A 22,589-nucleotide genomic window follows, 5' to 3' on the forward strand; every position below is an offset into this window, starting at 1 on the left:
AAATATGCTTGAAAACAAAGGGTTCAAAGCCCTTTAACACGTGGCGCCAACTCTATGTTCTGACAGGCGTTTTACCCACGCAAAAAACGAGTGACATTAAGCTAGCACGACCAAAGACAACTTTACACCGTCTGTCGCACACGGCGGGGGCATTTCGCTGCAGAATGTGCCCCTATCGTCGTGCATCAAGCGTCGACCATGGCCATGGCCGCCTCCACATCGACTGCAACAAGGCGTGAACAACCCGGCTCATGCATGGTTACCCCCATCAATTGGTCCGCCATCTCCATGGCAATCTTGTTATGGGTGATGTAGATGAACTGCACGCTTTCACTCATTTCCTTGACCAGACGCGCGTAGCGCCCGACGTTGGCATCGTCCAGCGGTGCATCGACCTCGTCGAGCATGCAGAACGGTGCGGGGTTCAACTTGAAGATGGCAAACACCAGCGCCAAGGCGGTCAGTGCCTTCTCGCCGCCGGACAGCAGATGGATGGTGCTGTTCTTCTTGCCCGGCGGTCGCGCCATGATCGTTACCCCTGTATCGAGTAGATCTTCGCCCGTCAGTTCCAGATAAGCGCTGCCACCACCGAAAACTTTTGGGAAAAGTGCCTGTAATCCGGCATTTATCTGATCAAAGGTATCCTTGAAGCGGTTGCGGGTTTCCTTGTCGATTTTGCGGATGACGTTTTCGAGGGTCTCCAGCGCTTCGACCAGGTCGGCGTCCTGAGCGTCCAGGTATCGTTTGCGCTCGGACTGCTGCTCGTATTCTTCGATGGCCGCCAGGTTGATCGCCCCCAGGCGCTGGATGCGCGCTTCAAGCTGCTCCAGTTCCTGTTCGGTACCCTGCTCGCTGGCCTCGGTTTCCAGGGTGGCGAGCACACCTTGCAAGTCATAGCCGTCGGCCAGCAACTGCTCTTGCAGGGTCTTGCGCCGCACATCCAGGCCCTGGCACTCCAGGCGCAGCTGCTCCAGTTGACCACGCAGCAGCTGGGCCTGCTGCTCGGCCTGGGTGCGGCGTTTTTCGGCATCGCGCAGTTCGCGGTCGGCTTCGTCCATGTGCAGGCGAGCCAGGCGCATTTCCTCGTCGACGCTCATGCGCCGCTCCAGCAGCTCCTCCAGCTTCAGGCGCAGTTCTTCCTGCGGGGCTTCACCCTCCTCCAGGTTCAGGCTCAGTTGTTCCTGGCGCTCGGTCAGGCGCGCAGCTTGCAGTTCCAGGCGCTCCAGCGCCTGGCGGGTAGAGTCGTGCTGGGCACGCAACGACCCCAGGCGCACCGCCAGCTGGTGAGCGTGGTCCTTGTGCTGGCGGGCCTCCTGACGCACCCGGTCAAGGCTTTCGCGCAGGGTGTCGCGGCGGGCCATCAACTGTTCGCGCTGCTCGGTGTCCTGGGCCATGAGCTCCAGAGCCTCTTGCAGCAGCAGGCGTGCTTCGCCCAGTTGCTCGTGTTCCAGGGCGCGCTGCTCTTCCAGCTCGCCCAGCTCTTCGTGCAGGCGGCGGCGGCGCAGCTCGACCTGCTCGGCGCGCGCGCGGCTGGCCGAAAGACTGGCCTTCAGCTCGCCGTGCAGGCGGTTTTCATCCTGTGTGCGGCGGCGCAACTGTTCGCGCTGCTCCTCCAGGTCCAGTTGCTGCTCGCGCAGGGCCTGCAACTGTTGATCGAGCTGTTCCAGCGCCGCTTCCTGCTCCAGTTGTTCCTGGCCCAGGCGTTCGATTTCCTGGCCGCGCGCCAGCACGCCGCCTTCGGCCTCGCCACCTCGGCGTACCCGCAGGAAGTGCCGGCCGACCCAGTAGCCATCACGACTGACCAGGCTCTGCCCTTCGCCGAGCGACGCGCGCTGCTCCAGTGCCTGAGCCAGGTCTTCCACAGGCCTGACCTGGCCCAGCCAGGGCGCCAGGTCGATACGGCCCTCAACCTTCTCCAGCAAGCTGCCGGGCAACGTCGCCCCCGCGCCGACGGCCAGCAGCAAACGCAGCTCACCCTGTTCCAGGCCCGCAAAATCGAGGTCGTTGAAATCGTCCACCAGCACAGCCTGCAGATCGGCGCCAAGCACCGTCTCTACCGCCAGCTCCCAACCCGGCTCCACCCGCAAGCCTTCGGCCAGCCGCGGCTGTTGCTCCAGCCCTTGGCCGTGCAGCCATTGCGCAGCACCTGCGCCCGGCTCCAGGGCGGCCTGCTGCAAGGCTTCAAGCGAGGCCAGGCGCCCGCCCAGGCGCTGCAGGTCGCCCTGTGCCTGCTGTTGCGCCCGGGTGGCCTGCTGCAGTTGCTCGCGCGCGCTTTCCAGGCGCTCGATCACCTGCTCTTCGCAGAGCTGCAGTTCCTCCAGCAGCATTTCGCTGCTGGCCAGTTGCTCGGCCAGTTCGAACATGGCGGCATCCTGCGGGTCGCTGCCCAGCTGCTCGCGCTCCTCGACCAACTTGCGCTGGCGCTCGGCCTGGCGCTCAAGGCTGGTTTCCAGCTGCTGCAGGCGCGCCTGCTGCACTTCGGCCTGGCGGCGCGGTTCGGCGGAGCGGCTGTTGAAGCTGTCCCACTGTTCCTGCCAACCGTGCATGCCCAGCTCGGCCTCTTCAAGCGCGGCAGCGGCTTCCTCGGCAGCCGCCAGGGTCATTTCCTGCTCGGGTTCGAGCATGACCAGCTCTTCGCTCAGGGTTGCCAGCAAGGTACGGTCGTGCCCCAGGTGCGATTCGGTTTCCAGGCGTGTGCGCTCGGCTTCCTTGAAGTCGTCCTGCAACTGGCGCAGGCGCTGCTGGCCGTGCTGAATGCTCTGCTCGACCCGGGCGATGTCACCGGCCACCGAGTAGAAACGGCCCTGCACCTGGTTGAAGCGTTCGGACAGTTCGTGATGACCGTCGCGCAGGCGTTCGATACTGGCATCGGCATTGCGCTGCTCGGCCACCAGCGCCTCGTGAGAAACGCCCTGGTCGCCGATCACCGATTCGCGCTGGCGGACTTGTTCGTCCAGGCCTCGCCAGCGCAAGGCAGACAGGCGCGCTTTCATCTGCCGCTCCTGAGCCTTGTACTCACGGTACTTCTCGGCGGCCTGGGCCTGGCGATGCAGACGCTCCAGCTGGCGCTCGAGCTCTTCGCGCAGGTCGGTCAGACGCGCCAGGTTTTCCTGGGTGCGGCGGATGCGGTTCTCGGTTTCGCGGCGGCGCTCCTTGTATTTGGAAATGCCCGCCGCTTCCTCGATGAAGTTGCGCAGCTCCTCGGGCTTGGCCTCGATCAGCTTGGAGATCATGCCCTGCTCGATGATCGAGTAACTGCGCGGCCCCAGACCCGTTCCGAGGAAGATATCGGTGATGTCACGCCGGCGGCACTTGGTGCCGTTGAGGTAATAGCTGTTCTGCCCGTCGCGGGTAACCTTGCGGCGGATCGAAATCTCGGCGTAGGCGGCATACTCGCCGACCAGGGTGGTTTCGCTGTTGTCGAACACCAGTTCGATACTGGCCTGGCTGACCGGCTTGCGGCCACTGGAGCCGTTGAAGATGACGTCGGTCATCGCCTCGCCGCGCAGGTTTTTCGCCGAACTTTCGCCCATCACCCAACGCACCGCGTCGATGATATTGGACTTGCCGCAGCCGTTTGGGCCGACCACGGCCGCCATGTTGCTGGGGAAGTTGACCGTGGTCGGGTCGACGAACGACTTGAACCCGGCCAGGCGAATGCACTTCAGGCGCATCGGTCAGCCTCTGGCCAGTGCCGCCAGCACCAGTTCGCAGCTGCGCTGGCCATAGGCGGTGAGCACCTCGCGAATGCGCGGCAGGTCGCGGGAGACCACGGCTTCGAGCAGGCGGGCGAACAGGTCGAGATAGTCGATCATGTTGGCCTGGCGCTGGTCCAGCGACAGGTAATAGGCACGGCTCATGGCCGGTTGCAGGTTTTCCACGGTTTCCTGCAGGAACGGGTTGTCGGCGAACGGATAGGCCGCACGCATGACCGCAAAACTGTCGGCGATGAAGGTCTTGATATCGAGCTGGTCATGGGCACGCTGCAGCCGCTGCTGGATCTCCAGAAACGGGCGCAGGTCGGCTTCGGTGCGCCATTTTTGCGCAACCGCATTGCCCAGCAGGATGTAGAACTCGCCCATCAGCGAGCACAGGCTACGAACGCTGCGTTCGTCCAGTTCGGTGACATGGGCACCACGTCGCGGCAGGATCGCCACCAGATGGCGGCGTTCGAGGATCAGCAGTGCTTCGCGCACCGAGCCGCGGCTGACGTTGAGCGCCTGGGTAACCTTCTGCTCCTGGATACGTTCGCCCGGCGCCAGCTCGCCGCGGATGATGCGTTCGGCCAGGTAATCGGCAATCTGCTCGGAGAGGCTGTCCGGGGCCTTGAACGTCATGGTTTTCCTTCAAAATCATTGAACTGGGCACAAGGGGCGAATTGTAGCGTACTTGGGCGGTAATCGCGCAGAGGGGCCAGGTGGTTTATTTGACCTTTCAGACAGCCACGCGCCCGGCGCGATCTATGCTTGGAATAGAGGCAGTGTGTGCGGCTGGGCATGGATACGTGCATTTTCTTGACCTTTGAGTCAGAAAAATATTGACCTGCCAGACAGGTCTTGCTTAGAGTCCGCCCAACAACAATAAAACCATTGCGAGGCCATCCCCGTGATCCAGTTTCTCGTCAACCAGGAGCTGCGTAGTGAGCACGCCCTGGACCCTAACATGACAGTGCTGCAGTACCTGCGCGAGCACCTGGGCAAACCCGGCACAAAGGAGGGCTGCGCCAGTGGTGACTGCGGTGCGTGCACCGTGGTGGTCGGTGAACTGAGCCAGGACGACCAAGGCAACGACAGCCTGCGCTACCGCAGCCTCAATTCGTGCCTGACCTTTGTGTCGTCGCTGCACGGCAAGCAACTGATCAGCGTCGAGGGGCTCAAGCACCAAGGCCAGCTGCACAGCGTGCAACAGGCCATGGCCGATTGCCATGGATCGCAGTGCGGCTTCTGCACCCCCGGCTTTGTCATGTCGCTGTTCGCCCTGCAAAAGAACAGCAGCGGCCCTGACCTGCACCAGGCCCAGGAAGCCCTGGCTGGCAACCTGTGCCGCTGCACCGGTTACCGGCCGATCCTCGACGCCGCCGAGCAGAGCTGCCGCCAGCCCTGCCGCGACCAGTTCGATGCCCAGCAGGCGCAAACCATCAGCCGCCTCAAGGCCATTGCCCCGACGCAGACCGGCGAGCTGAACAGCGGCGACAAGCGCTGCCTGGTGCCGCTGACCGTGGCGGATCTGGCCGACCTGTACAGCTCGCACCCCGAAGCGCGGCTGCTGGCCGGTGGTACCGACCTGGCGCTGGAAGTCACCCAGTTCCACAAGACCTTGCCCGTGATGATCTACGTCGGCCACGTGGCCGAGCTCAAGCGCATCGAGAAAACCGCCAGCCACCTGGAAATCGGCGCCGCCACCCCGCTCACCGACTGCTATGGCGCGCTTAACGAGGAATATCCCGACTTCGGCGCCCTGCTGCACCGCTTTGCCTCGCTGCAGATACGCAACCAGGGCACCCTCGGCGGCAACATCGGCAACGCCTCGCCAATCGGCGACTCGCCACCCCTGCTTATCGCCCTGGACGCGCAGGTGGTGCTGCGCCAGGGTGAACGCCAACGGGTGATGCCACTGGAAGACTACTTCATCGACTACCGCATCACGGCTCGCCAGGACAGCGAGTTCATCGAGAAGATCATCGTACCGCGCGCCTCCAGTGACTGGGCGTTCCGCGCCTATAAAGTGTCTAAGCGCCTGGACGACGACATCTCCGCCGTGTGCGCAGCCTTCAACCTGAGCATCGAAGACGGTGTGGTCAGCGGTGTGCGGATCGCCTTCGGCGGCATGGCGGCGATACCCAAGCGCGCCCGTGCCTGCGAGGCAGCGTTGCGCGGCAAGCCGTGGAACCAGGCCGCCATCGAGCGCGCCTGCCAGGCCTTGGCCGAGGACTTCACCCCACTCAGCGACTTCCGCGCCAGCAAGGAATACCGCCTGCTGACCGCGCAGAACCTGCTGCGCAAGTACTTCATCGAACAGCAAACGCCGCACATCGAAACCCGGGTGACCGCTTATGTCTAACCATCACGTAGCCAAAAGCCAGGCCGAGATGGCCGAACTGTTCAGCCAGGACCTGACCACCGGGGTCGGCCGCAGCGTCAAGCACGACAGCGCCGACAAGCATGTATCCGGCGAGGCTGTGTACATCGACGACCGCCTGGAATTCCCCAACCAGTTGCACGTCTACGCCCGCACCGCCGACCGCGCCCATGCGCGCATCCTGCGCATCGACACCACGCCGTGCTATGCCTTCGAGGGTGTGCGCATTGCCATCACCCACGAAGACATCCCCGGCCTGAAAGACATCGGCCCGGTGGTGGCCGGCGACCCATTGCTGGCCATCGACAAGGTCGAGTTCTTCGGCCAGCCGGTGCTCGCTGTCGCTGCCCGCGATCTTGAAACCGCACGTAAAGCGGCCATGGCCGCCATCGTCGAGTACGAAGACCTGGAGCCGGTGCTGGATGTGGTCGATGCACTGCGCAAGAAGCACTTCGTGCTCGACAGCCACACCCACCAGCGCGGCGATTCGGCTGCCGCCCTGGCCAGCGCCCCGCACCGCATTCAGGGCACCCTGCACATCGGCGGCCAGGAGCACTTCTACCTCGAAACGCAGATTTCCTCGGTCATGCCCACCGAAGACGGCGGCATGATCGTCTACTGCTCCACGCAGAACCCCACCGAAGTGCAGAAACTGGTCGCCGAAGTGCTCGACGTGCCGATGAACAAGGTGGTGCTGGACATGCGCCGCATGGGTGGCGGTTTTGGCGGCAAGGAAACCCAGGCCGCCAGCCCGGCATGCCTGTGCGCGGTAGTCGCGCGCCTGACCGGCCAGCCAACCAAGATGCGCCTGCCGCGGGTCGAAGACATGACCATGACCGGCAAGCGCCACCCGTTCTACGTCGAGTATGACGTGGGCTTCGACGACAACGGCCGGCTGCACGGTATCAATTTCGACCTGGCCGGCAACTGCGGCTATTCGCCCGACCTGTCCGGTTCGATCGTCGACCGTGCCATGTTCCACTCCGACAACGCTTACTACTTGGGCGATGCCACCGTCCACGGGCACCGCTGCAAGACCAATACCGCCTCCAACACCGCCTACCGCGGCTTTGGCGGCCCACAGGGTATGGTCGCCATCGAGCAGGTGATGGACCATATCGCCCGTCATCTGGGCCGTGACCCACTGGCCGTGCGCAAGGCCAACTATTACGGCAAGACCGAACGCAACGTCACCCACTACTACCAGACCGTCGAGCACAACATGCTCGAGGAGATGACCGCCGAACTGGAAGCCAGCAGCGACTACGCCGAACGCCGCGAGTCGATCCGCCGCTTCAACGCCAACAGCCCGATCCTGAAGAAAGGCCTGGCACTGACACCGGTCAAGTTCGGCATTTCGTTCACCGCCACCTTCCTCAACCAGGCCGGTGCACTGATCCATATCTACACCGACGGCAGCATTCACCTGAACCACGGCGGCACCGAAATGGGCCAAGGCCTGAACACCAAGGTGGCCCAGGTGGTGGCGCAGATCTTCCAGGTGGACTTCAGCCGCATCCAGATCACCGCCACCAACACCGACAAGGTACCCAACACCTCGCCAACCGCAGCGTCGAGTGGTGCCGACCTGAACGGCAAGGCGGCGCAGAACGCGGCCGAAATCCTCAAGCGGCGCCTGACCGAGTTTGCCGCACGGCACTATCAGGTGACCGAGGAAGACGTCGAATTCCGTAACGGCCATGTGCGGGTGCGCGACCAGATCGTCAGCTTTGAGCAACTGGTGCAGCAGGCTTACTTCGCTCAGGTGTCGCTGTCCAGCACCGGGTTCTACCGCACACCGAAGATCTTCTACGACCGCAGCCAGGCACGCGGCCGGCCGTTCTACTACTTCGCCTTTGGCGCTGCCTGCGTGGAAGTGATCGTCGATACGCTGACCGGCGAATACAAGATGTTGCGCGCCGACATCCTGCACGACGTGGGCGATTCGCTGAACCCTGCGATCGACATCGGCCAGGTGGAAGGCGGTTTCATCCAGGGCATGGGCTGGCTGACCACCGAAGAGCTGGTGTGGAACGCCAAAGGCAAGCTGATGACCAACGGCCCGGCCAGCTACAAGATCCCGGCCGTGGCCGACATGCCACTGGACTTGCGGGTGAAGCTGGTGGAAAACCGCAAGAACCCGGAGGACACCGTGTTCCACTCCAAGGCCGTGGGCGAGCCGCCGTTCATGCTGGGCATTGCCGCCTGGTGCGCGATCAAGGATGCCGTGGCCAGCCTCGCCAACTACCGCGTGCAGCCACAGGTGGACGCGCCGGCAACACCGGAGCGGGTGCTGTGGGGCTGTGAGCAGATGCGCAAGGCGGTGGCTGCCACTCAGTCCGCAGAACCGGAGCTGGAAACCGTCACCCAGTAACGCCGCGCTCCGCTTTTTCTGTGGGAGCGGCCTTGTGTCGCGAAAGGGCTGCGCAGCAGCCCCAAATATGTATGTTGCTTTAAGTATTCTGGGGCCGCTTCGCGCCCCTATCGCGACACAAGGCCGCTCCCACAAAGAAGCGGACCGCGTTGACCTGAAGAGGATCTGCATCATGCACCAATGGATCAACGCCCTCGCCGACCACCAGTCCCGTGGCGAAGCGTGCGTGCTGGTGACCATCATCGAGGAGCGCGGCTCGACCCCGCGTAACGCAGGCTCGAAGATGGTGGTCAGCGCCAGCGGTCTGTTCGACACCATCGGCGGCGGCCACCTGGAATACAAGGCGCTGCACATCGCCCGGCAAATGCTCGAAGCGCAGCGCACCACGCCGCACCTTGAGCGCTTCAGCCTCGGCGCCAGCCTGGGCCAGTGCTGCGGCGGCGTGACCGTGCTGCTGTTCGAACCCATGGCCGCCGTGCAGGCTCAGATCGCCGTGTTCGGCGCGGGCCATGTCGGCAGGGCTCTGGTACCCTTGCTCGCGGCGCTCCCCTGCCGGGTGCGCTGGATCGACTCGCGTGAACAGGAATTCCCCGAGCTCATCCCCAACGGGGTGACCAAGGTGGTCAGTGAAGAGCCGGTCGATGAAGTCGCAGACCTGCCGCCCGGCAGCTACTGCATCGTCATGACCCACAACCACCAGCTCGACCTGGAACTGACCGCCGCCATTCTCAAGCGCAACGATTTCACCTGGTTCGGCCTGATCGGCTCGAAGACCAAACGGGTCAAGTTCGAGCACCGCCTGCGCGAGCGAGGCTTCGACGAGGCCGTCATGGCACGCATGCGCTGCCCGATGGGCCTGGCCGAGGTCAAGGGCAAGCTGCCCATCGAGATCGCCGTGTCTATCGCCGGTGAAATCATTGCCACTTACAACGCCTGCTTCGGCCAGCACGACGCTGCCGCCAATGCCGGCCCCATTGCCCAATTGCTGCCGCCCTCCCGCCGCAGCCAAGCCATTTGACGAGTGTGTTATGACCGTTACCCGCAAAGCCTACCGTGCCGCCATCCTGCACAGCATTGCCGACCCGGCCGAGGTGGGCCTGGAGGCTTCCCATGAATACTACGAAGACGGCCTGCTGGTGGTCGACGATGGCCGCATCAGCGCCGTTGGGCACGCCAGTGAACTGCTCCCGACGCTGGATGCCGGCATCCCGGTCGAGCACTACCAGGACGCGCTGATCACCCCGGGGTTTATCGATACCCACATCCACTTCCCGCAGACCGGCATGATCGGTTCGTACGGCGAGCAGTTGCTGGACTGGCTGAACACCTACACCTTCCCGTGCGAAAAGCAGTTCGCCGACAAAGGCCACGCCGACCAGGTGGCGAAGATCTTCCTCAAGGAACTGCTGCGCAACGGCACCACCACTGCGCTGGTATTCGGCAGCGTGCACCCGGAATCGGTCAACGCCCTGTTCGAAGAGGCCGAGCGCCTGGACCTGCGCCTGATCGCCGGCAAAGTGATGATGGACCGCAATGCCCCAGACTACCTGACCGACACCGCCGAGTCCGGCTATGCCGAAAGCAAGGCACTGATCGAGCGCTGGCACGGCAAAGGCCGCCTGCACTATGCAGTCACCCCGCGCTTCGCCCCGACCAGCACGCCGCAACAGTTGACCCTGGCCGGCCAACTGCTCAAGGAACACCCCGGCGTGTACATGCACACGCACCTGTCGGAAAACCTCAAGGAAATCGACTGGGTCAAGTCGCTGTTCCCCGAGCAGAAGGGTTACCTGGACGTCTACGACCACTTCGAGCTGCTGGGCGAGCGCTCGGTGTTCGCCCACGGCGTGCACCTGTGCGACGACGAGTGCCAGCGCCTGGCCGAAACCGGCTCGGCCGTGGCCTTCTGCCCCACCTCCAACCTGTTCCTCGGCAGTGGCCTGTTCAACCTGCCCCAGGCCGAGCGGTTCAAGGTCAACGTGGGCCTGGGTACCGACGTTGGCGCCGGCACCAGCTTCTCTCTGCTTAACACCCTGAACGAGGCATACAAGGTGATGCAGCTGCAAGGCGCGCGCCTGCATCCGTACAAATCGCTGTACCTGGCCACCCTCGGCGGCGCCCGCGCACTGCGCCTGGACGACCGTATCGGTAGCCTGCGCCCAGGCAACGATGCCGACTTCGTGGTGCTGGACTACAAGGCCACACCACTGCTGGACTACCGCATCCAGCAGTCCAACAGCATCGAAGAAACCTTGTTCGTGCTCACTACCCTGGGCGATGACCGTACCGTGCGTGAAACCTACGCCGCCGGGCGCTGCGTGCACCAGCGCTAAGGTTCTTTCGCCAGGCCCCGATACAGCGCGCCGCCGATTGCAGCACCGATCAGCGGCGCCACCCAGAACAGCCACAGCTGCTGCAGGGCCCAGCCACCGACGAACAAGGCCGGCCCCGTGCTACGCGCGGGGTTGACCGAAGTATTGGTGATCGGGATCGAGATCAGGTGGATCAGGGTAAGGGCCAGGCCGATGGCGATGGGTGCGAAACCTGCCGGTGCGCGGGCGTCGGTCGCCCCCATGATGACCACCAGGAACATCGCCGTCATCACCACTTCACTGACAAAGCCTGCACCCAGCGTATAGCCACCGGGCGAATGGTCGGCGTAGCCGTTTGAAGCCAACCCCGAAGACAGCTCGAACCCGGCCTTGCCGCTGGCGATGAGGTAGATCACCCCGGCCGCCAGGATGGCACCGATCACCTGGGCGATCACATAAGGCAGCAGCTCTTTGGCCGGGAAGCGCCCGCCGACCACCAGCCCGAACGACACGGCAGGGTTTAGATGGCAACCCGAGATATGGCCGATGGCAAAGGCCATGGTCAGTACGGTGAGGCCGAAGGCGAAGGCGACACCGAGCACACCGATGCCGAGAGGGGAACTGGCTGCGAGTACCGCACTGCCACAGCCACCAAGGACCAGCCAGAAGGTGCCGATCAGTTCGGCACCCATGCGTTTACCGAGGGACATGCTCATGAACCCATTCCTCAAGAAGTTGAACGCAACGAATGCGCAAGCCCAACTGCTTGATGAAGGTTTGCTCACAAGAATTTAGCAGACCTTTGGGTTATGGCCAGTAGTGGCTAGGGGCTGATTTGCAGCCCCTCGATCACACCGGCAAACGTTCAACCCTTGACGGAAACCTTGGGCTTTTTCAGCAAATGCGAGAACACCGCATGCAAATCGTCCGAGGCGCTCTCCTCGTCCAGGTTCAGCTTGCTGTCGATGTGGTCCATGTGATGCATCATCAGGCTCACGGCCTGCTCGGCATCGCGCGCCTCGATGGCATCGATGAGCTGCATGTGCTCATCGTAAGAGCAGTGCGAGCGGTTGCCGCTTTCGTACTGGGCAATGATCAGCGAAGTCTGCGATACCAGGCTGCGCTGGAAACTTACCAGCGGTGCATTGCCCGCCGCTTCGGCCAGCTTGAGGTGGAACTCACCGGACAGGCGAATGCCGGCACCCCGGTCACCGCGCGAAAAGCTGTCGCGCTCCTCACGCACCATCTGCCGCAGCTCGTTAAGCTGATCGGGGGTGGCATGCTGCACCGCCAGCTCGGTGATGGCGCGTTCGACCATGCGCCGCGAGAAGAACACCTGGCGCGCCTCTTCTACAGTCGGGCTGGCCACCACCGCGCCGCGGTTCGGCCGCAGCAGCACCACGCTTTCGTGGGCCAGGCGCGACAAGGCGCGGCGGATGATGGTGCGGCTGACGCCAAAGATCTCGCCCAGCGCTTCCTCGCTCAACTTGGTGCCCGGAGCCAGACGCTGCTCGAGGATCGCCTCGAAAATATGCGCGTAGACGATGTCGTCCTGGGTACCGCTGCGGCCGGCCTTGCCGACTCGTGCAGGTTTTTTCAGAGGTTGCAGCTGTTCGTTCATGGGCTCTCGAGGCACGAAGAGAAAGTATGGCGCCATTGTACACAGGCTGAGGCGATTCCGCAGGGGGCGTTTTACCTATATAGCCGTTGTACGACGCATTGCGCATACAAAACATAAAACATTATTTGCTTTATTTGTACACAAAAGCATAATCCATCGAGCAACTTCTTGACCCTTGAGTCAACAAAAAGGTCAGACGTCTGCCTTCCCTCGCGGAGCCGCCAAGTGCATTGCGCAGGAAACTGGCTCCATAACAACAAGAAAGACTTGAGGAGTACCCGCTGTGGAAAGCCGCAAATCCGAAGCCCCTACGCTGGATCTTGCTCCGCCGCTCGAAACGAGCTGGCTGGAGCGGATTTTCAAACTCAAGCAACACGGCAGCACTGTCAAAACCGAAATGATCGCTGGGGTGACCACCTTCATCACCATGGCCTACATCATCTTCGTCAACCCCAACATCATGGCCGACGCCGGCATCGACCATGGTGCCGCTTTTGTCGCCACCTGCATCGCCGCCGCGCTGGGCTGCCTGCTGATGGGCCTGTACGCCAACTGGCCGGTGGGCCTGGCGCCGGGCATGGGGCTCAATGCTTTCTTTACCTACACCGTGGTCGGCACCATGGGCTACAACTGGGAAACGGCGCTGGGGGCGGTATTCGTCTCCGGCGTGTTGTTCATGTTCCTGACCTTGTCGAAAGTGCGCGAATGGCTGCTCAACAGCATCCCGGTCAGCCTGCGCCATGCCATGGGGGCCGGCGTCGGATTGTTTCTCGGGCTGATCGGCCTGAAGACCGCAGGCATCATCGTCGACAGCCCCGCCACCCTGATCAAGCTGGGCTCGTTGCATGAGCCGGGGCCGCTGCTGGCGGCCGTGTGCTTCCTGCTGATTGCCATCCTCAGCTACAAGCGGGTATTCGGCGCGATCCTGATCAGCATCATTGGTGTCACCCTGGCGGGCTGGGGCCTGGGCCTGGTCAAGTTTGGCGGGGTGATGTCGATGCCCCCAAGCCTGGCACCGACCTGGATGGCCATGGACGTGGCTGGCGTGTTCAATGTCAGCATGATCAGCGTGGTGCTGGCGTTCCTGTTCGTGCACATGTTCGACACTGCCGGCACGCTGATGGGCGTAGCGCAACGGGCCAACCTGGTGGCGCCGGACGGGCGGATCGAGAACCTGTCGAAGGCGTTGAAGGCTGACAGTGCCTCGAGTGTGTTCGGCGCGGTGGTCGGTGTACCGCCGGTGACCAGCTATGTGGAGAGTGCTGCGGGGGTTGCCGCAGGTGGCCGAACTGGCCTGACGGCTGTGGTGGTAGGCCTGCTGTTCATCGCCGCGATGTTCTTCGCGCCGCTGGCCGGGATGATTCCGGCCTATGCGACAGCAGGTGCGCTGATCTACGTTGCAATGCTGATGATGGGCAGCATGGCGCACATTCATTGGGATGAGGCCACCGACAGCATTCCGGCGATCGTCACAGTGATCATGATGCCGCTGACGTTCTCGGTCGCCGATGGTATTGCCCTGGGCTTCATCAGCTATGTGGCACTGAAGGCGGGTACCGGCAAATACAAGGAAATCTCGGCCAGCCTGTGGGTGCTGTGCGCGATCTTCATTGCCAAGTTCGTGTTCCTCTGACCGAGGGCGCTTGGCTTTACATTTCCAGTGTTCTCGAAATCGAGCGCCGCCTGCGCGGCGCGTCGCGACCAAGGTCGTTCCTACGCTTGTTTCGGGCCATTAATGCCTGCGAGGTACGCGCGCGAACGCCTAGTTGGTACGCCGCGATATGGCGCCCTTGCTCAACATTTGAAAGGCCTGCGCGGTCGCCCGTAGGAGCGGGTTTACCCGCGAAAGGGCCGGCCCTGCTGGCCTATCTCCACCCGCCGCTCAGCGTTGCCGCCACCACCGTATTCGCGGGTAAACCCGCTCCTACGCCTGATCGGGGATGGACACGCATGGGTGATTGGACACAGGCCGTCGCGTAGGAGCGGGTTCACCCGCGAAAGGGCCGGGCCTGCTGGCCAATCTCCACCCGCCGTTCACCGTTGCCGCCGCTACCGTATTCGCGGGTAAACCCGCTCCTACACCTGATTGGGGGTGGACACACATCGGTGATTGAGCGCAGGCCGTCGTAGGAGCGGGTTCACCCGCGAAGAGGCCGGCACAGGCCACACAAAAACAGCAGACGAAAAAAAGCCCGCCAGTGTGAGAGCGGGCCAAAGGACCTACGAAGATTCTTCTAGCGACCAACTAGCTTCCACGATAGGTCGAATAGCTGTACGGCGAAATCAGCAGCGGCACGTGGTAGTGCTCCTGCGACTCGTCGATGCCAAAGCGCAGCACGACAACATCCAGAAACGCCTGGGCCGGCAATTGCACGCCACGGGCGCGGTAGTAATCCCCTGCGCTGAACTGCAACTGGTAAACGCCAGTGCGGTAATCGTCCCCCTGCAGCAGCGGCGCGTCGACGCGGCCATCGCTGTTGGTCAGGGCGGTGTTCACCAGCTCCAGCTGCTGGCCTTCGACGCGGTACAGCTCGACCTTGATCGAGCTACCCGGGCAGCCATGCGCGGCATCCAGTACGTGTGTGGTCAAACGTCCCATTGCGTGTCGCCTCTTGTTCAATCTGTGGGCAAAAAATACTCAGCCATCGCACCAGCTTAGCGCCTGCGGCAGGCGGGAATGACGTTATTAAGACATTCCATCCAAGGATTGTACACAATTTTTTGATCCCCTCTGTCACACCCTCCCTTTGCTGCCCATAAACGCCCCATCGGTCGCAAATACACGCACCATAACGATGCCAACCTCATTAGCTGACCAAACAGGCAGGTTTCTTGCACTGTATTTCCAGGTCGCTGTCAGGCGACAAAAGGGAAGAAATGCGGAAAAACAGGCTTACAAAAGATTTCAGAAGTTGTATACAATCAGCCCATCCGGTGGTGCGACATACCGACGCGGCCCGCCCACCCCCGCACTAACGCACAAGAAGGAAGACTGCAGTGAGCGCTGATTACCCTCGCGACCTGATCGGTTACGGCAACAACCCTCCTCACCCGCAATGGCCGGGTAACGCCCGCATCGCGCTGTCTTTCGTCCTCAATTACGAGGAAGGTGGCGAACGCAACATCCTGCACGGTGACAAGGAATCCGAAGCCTTCCTGTCCGAGATGGTCGCTGCCCAACCCCTGCAGGGCCAGCGCAACATGAGCATGGAGTCGCTGTATGAATACGGCAGCCGTGCCGGTGTGTGGCGCCTGCTGAAGCTGTTCAAGGACAGCGGCGTGCCACTCACCGTCTTCGCCGTGGCCATGGCCGCCCAGCGCCACCCCGACGTGATCCGCGCCATGGTCGAAGCCGGCCACGAGATCTGCAGCCACGGCTACCGCTGGATCGACTACCAGAACATGGACGAGGCCCAGGAGCGCGAGCACATGCTCGAAGCCATCCGTATCCTCACCGAACTCACCGGCGAGCGCCCGCTGGGCTGGTACACCGGCCGTACCGGCCCGAACACCCGCCGGCTGGTGATGGAGGAAGGTGGCTTCCTCTATGACAGCGACACCTACGACGACGACCTGCCCTACTGGGAGCCGAACAACCCCACCGGCAAGCCGCACCTGGTGATCCCCTACACCCTGGATACCAACGACATGCGCTTCACCCAGGTACAGGGCTTCAACTGCGGCGAGCAGTTCTTCCAGTACCTGAAAGACGCCTTTGATGTGCTGTACGCCGAAGGCGCCGAAGCACCGAAAATGCTTTCCATCGGCCTGCACTGCCGCCTGGTCGGCCGCCCGGCACGCCTGGCTGCACTCAAGCGCTTCGTCGATTACGCAAAAAGTCATGACCAGGTCTGGTTCGCCCGTCGCGTGGATATCGCCCGCCACTGGCACACCACCCACCCGTACAAGAAAGAGAACGCCTGATGACCGCCTTCAATACCCTCAAACCATCCGCCCTGGACCGCGACGCCTTCGTCAAGGCCTTCGCCGACATCTACGAGCACTCGCCGTGGGTTGCCGAAAAAGCCTATGACCTGGGCCAACTGGGCGAGCTGGACGAGATCGAGGCGCTGCACCAGCGCATGAGCGACATCCTGCTCAGCGCCAACCACGCTGACCAGCTCGCGCTGATCAATGCTCACCCGGACCTGGCAGGCAAGGCCGCCATCCAGGGCGAACTGACCGAATCGAGCACCAACGAACAGGCCGGTGCCGGTATCCACCAGTGCACCGCCGAAGAGTTCGCCCGGTTCACCGAACTGAACGATGCCTACAAGGCCAAGTTCCAGTTCCCGTTCATCATGGCGGTGAAGGGCAGCAACCGGCACCAGATTCTCGCCGCCTTTGAAAAACGCATCCACAACGATGCCGATGCCGAATTCAAGGAAGCCCTGGCGCAGATCAACCTGATCGCCCTGTTCCGCCTGCTGCAGCTGTAAGCAACAGCCGAACCTTATTCAGAAAACGAACAATAGAAGAGATAACCGCATGCGCACCCTGATGATCGAGCCCTTGACCAAAGAAGCCTTCGCCCAGTTCGGAGACGTGATCGAAACCGACGGCAGCGACCACTTCATGATCAACAACGGCTCGACCATGCGCTTTCACAAGCTCGCCACGGTCGAAACCGCCGAGCCTGAAGACAAGGCGATCATCAGCATCTTCCGCGCCGACGCGCAGGACATGCCGCTGACCGTGCGCATGCTGGAACGCCATCCGCTGGGCAGCCAGGCTTTTATCCCGCTGCTCGGCAACCCCTTTCTGATCGTGGTCGCGCCCGTTGGCGATGCACCTGTATCAGGCTTGGTCCGAGCCTTCCGCAGTAATGGCAGGCAGGGCGTTAATTACCATCGCGGCGTCTGGCACCACCCGGTGCTGACGATCGAAAAGCGGGATGATTTCCTGGTGGTTGATCGCAGTGGTTCTGGCAACAACTGCGATGAGCATTACTTCACCGAGGAACAGATGCTGATCCTCAATCCCCACCAATAAGAAAAGGTCAGTCATCTTCTCGGTGACTGGCAGAGGTACATACTGTGGAAGCACACCTTCACGAATGGCTGAACCTGAGCATTCGCTGGGTTCACATGATCACCGGCGTTGCCTGGATCGGTGCATCGTTCTACTTCGTCTGGCTGGAGAACCACCTGAACCGAAGCAACCCGCGCGATGGGTTGTCGGGTGATCTCTGGGCGATTCACGGCGGTGGTATCTACCACCTGGAGAAATACAAGCTCGCCCCCCCGAAAATGCCCGAGAACCTGCACTGGTTCAAATGGGAAGCCTACTTCACCTGGATGTCCGGTATCGCCCTGCTGTGCGTGGTGTTCTACTGGAACCCGGCGCTGTACCTGCTGGCGCCTGGCAGCACCCTGAGCGGTGCCGAAGGCGTGGCTATCGGTATCGGTTCGCTGATCGCTGGCTGGTTCATCTATGACTTCCTGTGCGACTCGCCCTTGGGCAAGAAGCCAGCGCTGCTCGGTGGTGTGCTGTTCGTGCTGATCATCGCTGCCTGCTGGGGCTTCAGCCTGGTGTTCAGCGGCCGTGGTGCCTACCTGCACACCGGCGCGATCATCGGCACCATCATGGTCGGTAACGTGTTCCGCATCATCATGCCGGCCCAACGCCAGCTGGTGGCGGCGATCGAGAACAATCAGACGCCCGACCCGGTACTGCCGGCCAAGGGCCTGCTGCGCTCGCGTCACAACAACTACTTCACCCTGCCGGTGCTGTTCATCATGATCAGCAACCATTTCCCGAGCACCTACGGTAGCCAGTACAACTGGCTGATCCTGGCCGGTATCGCAGTAGCCGCGGTTCTGATCCGCCACTACTTCAACACCCGCCACGACAGCAACAAGTACGCCTGGACCCTGCCCGTCGGCGCCTTGGCAATGATCTGCCTGGCCTACGTTACCGGCCCGAAACCGATGGCCGTAAGCCCTGAGCAAGCCGCAGCGAAGATCGAGTACCAACCGCTGCCGGCAACTGCCGTAGGCGGCAAGACCGCTGCCGAGCAGCGTGCCGAGGACGCCGCCAAGGCTGCCGAAGCACCCGCCGCACCTGCGCAAGCACCGGCCCAGGCCGCTGCCCAGGCCGGTGGTGGCGACTTCGACAAGATCCACAATGTCATCCAGGAACGCTGCACCGTGTGCCACTCGTCCAAGCCGACCAGCCCACTGTTCAGCGCCGCTCCTGCCGGCGTGATGTTCGACACTCCGCAGCAGATCCAGGCCCAGGCCGCGCGCATTCAGGCGCAAGCGGTTGCCAGCCAGATCATGCCGCTGGGCAACATCACCCAGATGACCACCGAAGAGCGCAAGCTCGTCGGCGACTGGATCGCCAAAGGCGCCCAGGTCAACTGACAGCACCTCGCCAGGCAACCCGCCTCCCAAGGGAATCACCTTCCCCTGTAGGAGCGGGCTTGCCCGCGAAGAGGCCGGAAGCCCCGGCCTCAAGCTCCATGTGTTACGCAACAAGCAAGCATCGAGCGCGCAGGCATGAGGCCTGCCGCTTGGATCCGAGAATAAAAACAAAACTCGAGGTGCTGCATGTCCGAGTCACGCAAGGCGTATATCCCCATTGCGCCGCCGCGAGAACCCTTGCCCCTGTTCCAACTGTTCCTGGTTGGCCTGCAACACGTTCTGCTGATGTACGGTGGCGCGATCGCCGTGCCGTTGATCATCGGCCAGGCCGCCGGGTTGTCCCGTGAAGAAGTCGCTTTCCTGATCAACGCCGACCTGCTGGTCGCTGGCGTCGCTACCATCATCCAGTCGTTCGGTATCGGCCCGGTGGGCATCCGCATGCCGGTGATGATGGGTGCCAGTTTCGCTGCCGTCGGCAGCATGGTGGCCATGGCCGGCATGCCCGGCGTGGGCCTGCAGGGGATCTTCGGCGCGACCATCGCTGCCGGGTTCTTCGGCATGCTGATCGCGCCGTTCATGTCCAAGGTTGTCCGCTTCTTCCCCCCACTGGTCACCGGTACGGTGATCACCTCGATTGGCCTGTCGCTGTTCCCGGTGGCCGTCAACTGGGCCGGTGGCGGCCAAGACGCTCAAACGTTCGGCTCGCCGATCTACCTGCTGGTGGCCGGCCTGGTACTGGCCGTTATCCTGCTGATCAACCGCTTCATGCGCGGTTTCTGGGTCAACGTGTCGGTACTGGTGGGCATGGGCCTTGGCTACATCCTGGCCGGCTCCATCGGCATGGTCGACCTGTCGGGTCTGAATGAAGCACCGTGGTTGCAGGTGGTCACCCCGCTGCACTTTGGCATGCCGACCTTCAGCCTGGCGCCGATTCTGTCCATGTGCCTGGTAGTGGTGATCATCTTCGTCGAGTCCACCGGCATGTTCCTGGCCCTGGGCAAGGTGACCGATCGCGAAGTCACCCCTGGCATGCTGCGTCGCGGCCTGCTGTGCGATGCCGGTGCGTCGTTCATTGCGGGCTTCTTCAACACCTTCACCCACTCCTCGTTCGCCCAGAACATCGGCCTGGTGCAGATGACCGGGGTGCGCTGCCGCTATGTCACCATCGTGGCCGGTGCACTGCTGATCCTGCTCAGCCTGCTGCCCAAGGCGGCCTTCCTGATTGCCTCGATCCCGCCTGCGGTACTGGGCGGCGCGTCCATCGCCATGTTCGGCATGGTCACCGCCACCGGGATCAAGATTCTTCAGGAGGCGGACATCGGCGACCGCCGCAACCAGCTGTTGGTTGCCGTGAGCGTCGGCTTCGGGTTGATCCCCGTGGTGCGTCCGGAGTTCTTTGCCCAGATGCCACAGTGGATGGAACCCATCACCCACAGCGGTATCGCCATGGCCACGGTCTGTGCCCTGGTGTTGAACGTTCTGTTCAACATCCTTGGCGGTGCCGACCGCGCAATGCACAACGACGTCTGTCACCAGCATTGAGCCAAAGGGGCGGTGCATGACCGCCCCTCATCACCTCTGCAGTAACCGCTACGCCGTCGACCCGCCGGAATGGGTCGCCCGGGGCGCCTGCGCGCCAAAAAAACCGCCAACAAAAACAATAAGTCCGGGAATCACAACATGAAGCGCATCACCACGTCCCTGTTGTTGGGCAGCAGCCTGCTGGCCACCCTACCCTCGCACGCAGGCGAATGGCTGCAATGGCACGGCGAAAGCCTGACCTACCTGTACGGCAAGGACTTCAAGGTCAACCCTGATATCCAGCAGACCATCACCTTCGAGCACGCCAACAAATGGAAGTACGGCGACACCTTCATGTTCGTCGACAAGATCTTCTACAACGGCAAGGCCGACCCCGGCAAAGGTGTGACCACCTACTACGGCGAGTTCAGCCCACGCCTGTCATTGGGCAAGATCTTCGACCGCAAGCTTGCCTTCGGTCCGATCAAGGACGTGCTGCTGGCCATGACCTACGAGCGCGGTGAAGGCGACAACGAGGCCTACCTGATCGGCCCAGGCTTTGACTTGAACATCCCCGGCTTCAACTATTTCACCCTCAATTTCTACGTGCGTAACACCGAAGGCAGCCGCCCCGGTGACAATGTCTGGCAGATTACCCCCGGCTGGTCGTACACCCTCCCTGTCGGCCGGTCAGACATTCTGATCGACGGTTACATGGACTGGGTTACCGACAACGACCAGACCCGCCGTGGCACCTATCACGCCAACCTGCACTTCAACCCGCAGGTTAAATACGACCTGGGCAAGGCGCTGAACCTGGGCGCCAAGCAGCTCTACGTCGGCTTTGAATACAGCTACTGGAAAGACAAGTACGGCATTGACAGCCGCGGCAACCTGGACAGCAACCAGAGCGTGGCCAGTGCGCTGATCAAGGTGCACTTCTAGGAAGTTGACCAAACGCACAAGTTTGAATCACCCCGCTCCAGGACGGAGCACTTGAGGCGCGGCGCGCAAGCCAGTAATCTGCGCGCCCCCTCGATCAGGGCAGAACGGATTCTGCCTGCGTTTACTGACCGCTCAGTCAATGAATATGGGCGGTTGGCCAACGTGTTGCCAGCCTGAAAGACCCTTTTCATCCGTTCAGAACGAAGTCGAGCAGGAAGGTTTTGCCAACCCGGAAAAGTTGGCTCGACCCTTGCCAAACAGCTGTGGCCTATCGAAAAAAGCTGACTTAAAAGACAAAAAAGCGCCGACAACGAGCGCTGACAACAGATCAATCAAGGGAGCGACACTCGCAATGCGTACCATCAACAGCCTGATCCTTGCCGGCGGCCTGCTGGCCTGCGGCACCACCTTCGGCAGCGACCTGCTGCAATGGCAGAACAACAGCCTGACCTACCTGTGGGGCAAGAACTTCAAGGTCAACCCCGAGACCCAGCAAACATTCACCTTCGAACACGCCGACGCGTGGAAGTACGGCGATAACTTCTTCTTCGTCGACAAGATCTTCTACCAAGGCAAGAAGGACGCCAGCAACGGCCCCAACACCTACTATGGCGAGTTCAGCCCACGCCTGTCGTTCGGCAAGATCTTCGACCAGAAGCTGGAGTTGGGCCCGGTCAAGGACGTGCTGCTGGCGATGACCTACGAGTTTGGCGAGGGTGACACCGAGTCTTACCTGATCGGCCCGGGCTTCGACCTGGCCATCCCGGGCTTCGACTACTTCCAGCTGAACTTCTACAACCGCACCACCGACGGCAGCCGCGCCGGCGACAACGTGTGGCAGATCACCCCGGTGTGGTCGTACACCATTCCGGTCGGCGATTCCGACGTGCTGATCGACGGCTTCATGGACTGGGTGGTGGACAACGACGAGAACCGCCGCGGCACCTACCAGGCCAACCTGCACTTCAACCCGCAGATCAAGTATGACCTGGGCAAGGCATTGCACCTGGGTGAGAAACAGCTGTATGTGGGTGTGGAGTATGACTACTGGAAGAACAAGTACGGCATCAAGGACAGCGATGCCTTCACTACCGACCAGAACACCATGAGCTTCTTGGTGAAAGTGCACTTCTGACGCACTGAAAAGTTAACAGCGCCGTTATGTAGCGGCGCTGTTACGCAGTAAAAAATCAGCTTTAACTTACACGCTCACAGGCATTTATCCACTGGCGCGACGTTTTGCCTGGCAGCGGCGACGCAGCCCTGTGGTGGCGTCTGCTGGCCACGCACAGAACGCCTCATGGCCACCGCTCAAACTTTTGACATTTTTTTTGCATAGCCTGAACTAATCTGCTTTTCTTCGCACCACTCCA

Annotated in this window: 17 protein-coding genes; 12 read left to right on the forward strand and 5 right to left on the reverse strand. The window is 62.0% G+C overall.

Translation table 11 applies throughout. The annotated features are described in order from the left end of the window. Positions 1–185 precede the first annotated feature (185 nt). Both smc and AB5975_01070 read right to left on the reverse strand, forming a co-directional pair. A complete protein-coding gene (gene smc, locus AB5975_01065; GenBank protein ID XDR20592.1) occupies positions 186–3,674 on the reverse strand; it encodes a chromosome segregation protein SMC in 3,489 nt (1,162 codons plus the stop codon). 3 nt (positions 3,675–3,677) lie between these two features. Next, positions 3,678–4,337 (reverse strand): GntR family transcriptional regulator, encoded by a 660-nt coding sequence (locus AB5975_01070; GenBank protein ID XDR20593.1) that lies wholly within the window; start codon positions 4,335–4,337, stop codon positions 3,678–3,680. A gap of 268 nt (positions 4,338–4,605) precedes the next feature. Between AB5975_01070 and xdhA the strand changes: the two genes are divergently transcribed. The 4 genes from xdhA (at position 4,606) to guaD (ending at position 10,785) form a co-directional block, all read left to right on the forward strand. Further along, the gene (gene xdhA, locus AB5975_01075) at positions 4,606–6,060 is read left to right on the forward strand and encodes a xanthine dehydrogenase small subunit (GenBank protein ID XDR20594.1); all 1,455 of its coding nucleotides are present in this window, start codon (positions 4,606–4,608) and stop codon (positions 6,058–6,060) included. Then, positions 6,053–8,452, forward strand: a complete 2,400-nt coding sequence (xdhB, locus tag AB5975_01080; protein XDR20595.1) for a xanthine dehydrogenase molybdopterin binding subunit — start codon at positions 6,053–6,055, stop codon at positions 8,450–8,452. Before xdhA ends, xdhB begins: the two co-directional genes overlap by 8 nt. A gap of 172 nt (positions 8,453–8,624) precedes the next feature. After that, entirely contained in the window at positions 8,625–9,470 is an 846-nt protein-coding gene (gene xdhC, locus AB5975_01085; protein ID XDR20596.1) for a xanthine dehydrogenase accessory protein XdhC, read from the forward strand. A 10-nt stretch (positions 9,471–9,480) separates the two neighbouring features. Next, on the forward strand, positions 9,481–10,785 hold the full coding sequence (gene guaD / locus AB5975_01090) for a guanine deaminase (protein ID XDR20597.1): 1,305 nt from the start codon (positions 9,481–9,483) through the stop codon (positions 10,783–10,785). Here guaD and aqpZ read toward each other — a convergent pair. Then, positions 10,782–11,480 carry an aquaporin Z gene (gene aqpZ / locus AB5975_01095; protein ID XDR20598.1) on the reverse strand — a complete coding sequence of 233 codons (699 nt, stop codon included), beginning with the start codon at positions 11,478–11,480 and terminating at the stop codon, positions 10,782–10,784. The genes guaD and aqpZ overlap by 4 nt on opposite strands. A gap of 149 nt (positions 11,481–11,629) precedes the next feature. Then, the gene (locus tag AB5975_01100) at positions 11,630–12,385 is read right to left on the reverse strand and encodes a GntR family transcriptional regulator (GenBank protein ID XDR20599.1); all 756 of its coding nucleotides are present in this window, start codon (positions 12,383–12,385) and stop codon (positions 11,630–11,632) included. Between the two features lie 313 nt (positions 12,386–12,698). Between AB5975_01100 and AB5975_01105 the strand changes: the two genes are divergently transcribed. Then, positions 12,699–14,018 (forward strand): NCS2 family permease, encoded by a 1,320-nt coding sequence (locus AB5975_01105; protein ID XDR22893.1) that lies wholly within the window; start codon positions 12,699–12,701, stop codon positions 14,016–14,018. Positions 14,019–14,630: 612 nt separating this feature from the next. On the opposite strand, the gene uraH is transcribed toward AB5975_01105, so the two are convergent. After that, positions 14,631–14,984 carry a hydroxyisourate hydrolase gene (gene uraH, locus AB5975_01110; protein XDR20600.1) on the reverse strand — a complete coding sequence of 118 codons (354 nt, stop codon included), beginning with the start codon at positions 14,982–14,984 and terminating at the stop codon, positions 14,631–14,633. A gap of 398 nt (positions 14,985–15,382) precedes the next feature. Here uraH and puuE point away from each other — a divergent pair, with 398 nt between their 5' ends. The 7 genes from puuE to AB5975_01145 all read left to right on the forward strand — a co-directional run bounded on the left by puuE (position 15,383) and on the right by AB5975_01145 (position 22,351). Further along, positions 15,383–16,309 (forward strand): allantoinase PuuE, encoded by a 927-nt coding sequence (puuE, locus tag AB5975_01115; protein XDR20601.1) that lies wholly within the window; start codon positions 15,383–15,385, stop codon positions 16,307–16,309. Continuing rightward, positions 16,309–16,824 carry a 2-oxo-4-hydroxy-4-carboxy-5-ureidoimidazoline decarboxylase gene (uraD, locus tag AB5975_01120; protein XDR20602.1) on the forward strand — a complete coding sequence of 172 codons (516 nt, stop codon included), beginning with the start codon at positions 16,309–16,311 and terminating at the stop codon, positions 16,822–16,824. The genes puuE and uraD overlap by 1 nt, the downstream gene beginning before the upstream one ends. 49 nt (positions 16,825–16,873) lie before the next feature. After that, positions 16,874–17,377, forward strand: a complete 504-nt coding sequence (locus AB5975_01125) for an ureidoglycolate lyase (protein ID XDR20603.1) — start codon at positions 16,874–16,876, stop codon at positions 17,375–17,377. Positions 17,378–17,421: 44 nt separating this feature from the next. Then, the gene (locus tag AB5975_01130; protein XDR20604.1) at positions 17,422–18,750 is read left to right on the forward strand and encodes a urate hydroxylase PuuD; all 1,329 of its coding nucleotides are present in this window, start codon (positions 17,422–17,424) and stop codon (positions 18,748–18,750) included. Positions 18,751–18,936: 186 nt separating this feature from the next. After that, on the forward strand, positions 18,937–20,292 hold the full coding sequence (locus AB5975_01135; GenBank protein ID XDR20605.1) for a nucleobase:cation symporter-2 family protein: 1,356 nt from the start codon (positions 18,937–18,939) through the stop codon (positions 20,290–20,292). Between the two features lie 138 nt (positions 20,293–20,430). Beyond that, the gene (locus tag AB5975_01140; GenBank protein XDR20606.1) at positions 20,431–21,216 is read left to right on the forward strand and encodes an outer membrane protein OmpK; all 786 of its coding nucleotides are present in this window, start codon (positions 20,431–20,433) and stop codon (positions 21,214–21,216) included. Positions 21,217–21,568: 352 nt separating this feature from the next. Then, positions 21,569–22,351 carry an outer membrane protein OmpK gene (locus tag AB5975_01145; GenBank protein XDR20607.1) on the forward strand — a complete coding sequence of 261 codons (783 nt, stop codon included), beginning with the start codon at positions 21,569–21,571 and terminating at the stop codon, positions 22,349–22,351. Positions 22,352–22,589 lie beyond the last annotated feature (238 nt).

The sequence above is a fragment of the Pseudomonas putida genome (genome assembly GCA_041071465.1).
Classification (GTDB): Bacteria; Pseudomonadota; Gammaproteobacteria; order Pseudomonadales; family Pseudomonadaceae; genus Aquipseudomonas; species Aquipseudomonas putida_P.

Bases quoted from the DNA above. Each gene is read 5' to 3' on its own strand.
- smc (XDR20592.1), bottom strand. From the start codon at position 3,674: ATGCGCCTGAAGTGCATTCGCCTGGCCGGGTTCAAGTCGTTCGTCGAC.
- AB5975_01070 (XDR20593.1), bottom strand. From the start codon at position 4,337: ATGACGTTCAAGGCCCCGGACAGCCTCTCCGAGCAGATTGCCGATTAC.
- xdhB (XDR20595.1), top strand. From the start codon at position 6,053: ATGTCTAACCATCACGTAGCCAAAAGCCAGGCCGAGATGGCCGAACTG.
- xdhC (XDR20596.1), top strand. From the start codon at position 8,625: ATGCACCAATGGATCAACGCCCTCGCCGACCACCAGTCCCGTGGCGAA.
- guaD (XDR20597.1), top strand. From the start codon at position 9,481: ATGACCGTTACCCGCAAAGCCTACCGTGCCGCCATCCTGCACAGCATT.
- aqpZ (XDR20598.1), bottom strand. From the start codon at position 11,480: ATGAGCATGTCCCTCGGTAAACGCATGGGTGCCGAACTGATCGGCACC.
- AB5975_01100 (XDR20599.1), bottom strand. From the start codon at position 12,385: ATGAACGAACAGCTGCAACCTCTGAAAAAACCTGCACGAGTCGGCAAG.
- uraH (XDR20600.1), bottom strand. From the start codon at position 14,984: ATGGGACGTTTGACCACACACGTACTGGATGCCGCGCATGGCTGCCCG.
- uraD (XDR20602.1), top strand. From the start codon at position 16,309: ATGACCGCCTTCAATACCCTCAAACCATCCGCCCTGGACCGCGACGCC.
- AB5975_01125 (XDR20603.1), top strand. From the start codon at position 16,874: ATGCGCACCCTGATGATCGAGCCCTTGACCAAAGAAGCCTTCGCCCAG.
- AB5975_01135 (XDR20605.1), top strand. From the start codon at position 18,937: ATGTCCGAGTCACGCAAGGCGTATATCCCCATTGCGCCGCCGCGAGAA.
- AB5975_01140 (XDR20606.1), top strand. From the start codon at position 20,431: ATGAAGCGCATCACCACGTCCCTGTTGTTGGGCAGCAGCCTGCTGGCC.
- AB5975_01145 (XDR20607.1), top strand. From the start codon at position 21,569: ATGCGTACCATCAACAGCCTGATCCTTGCCGGCGGCCTGCTGGCCTGC.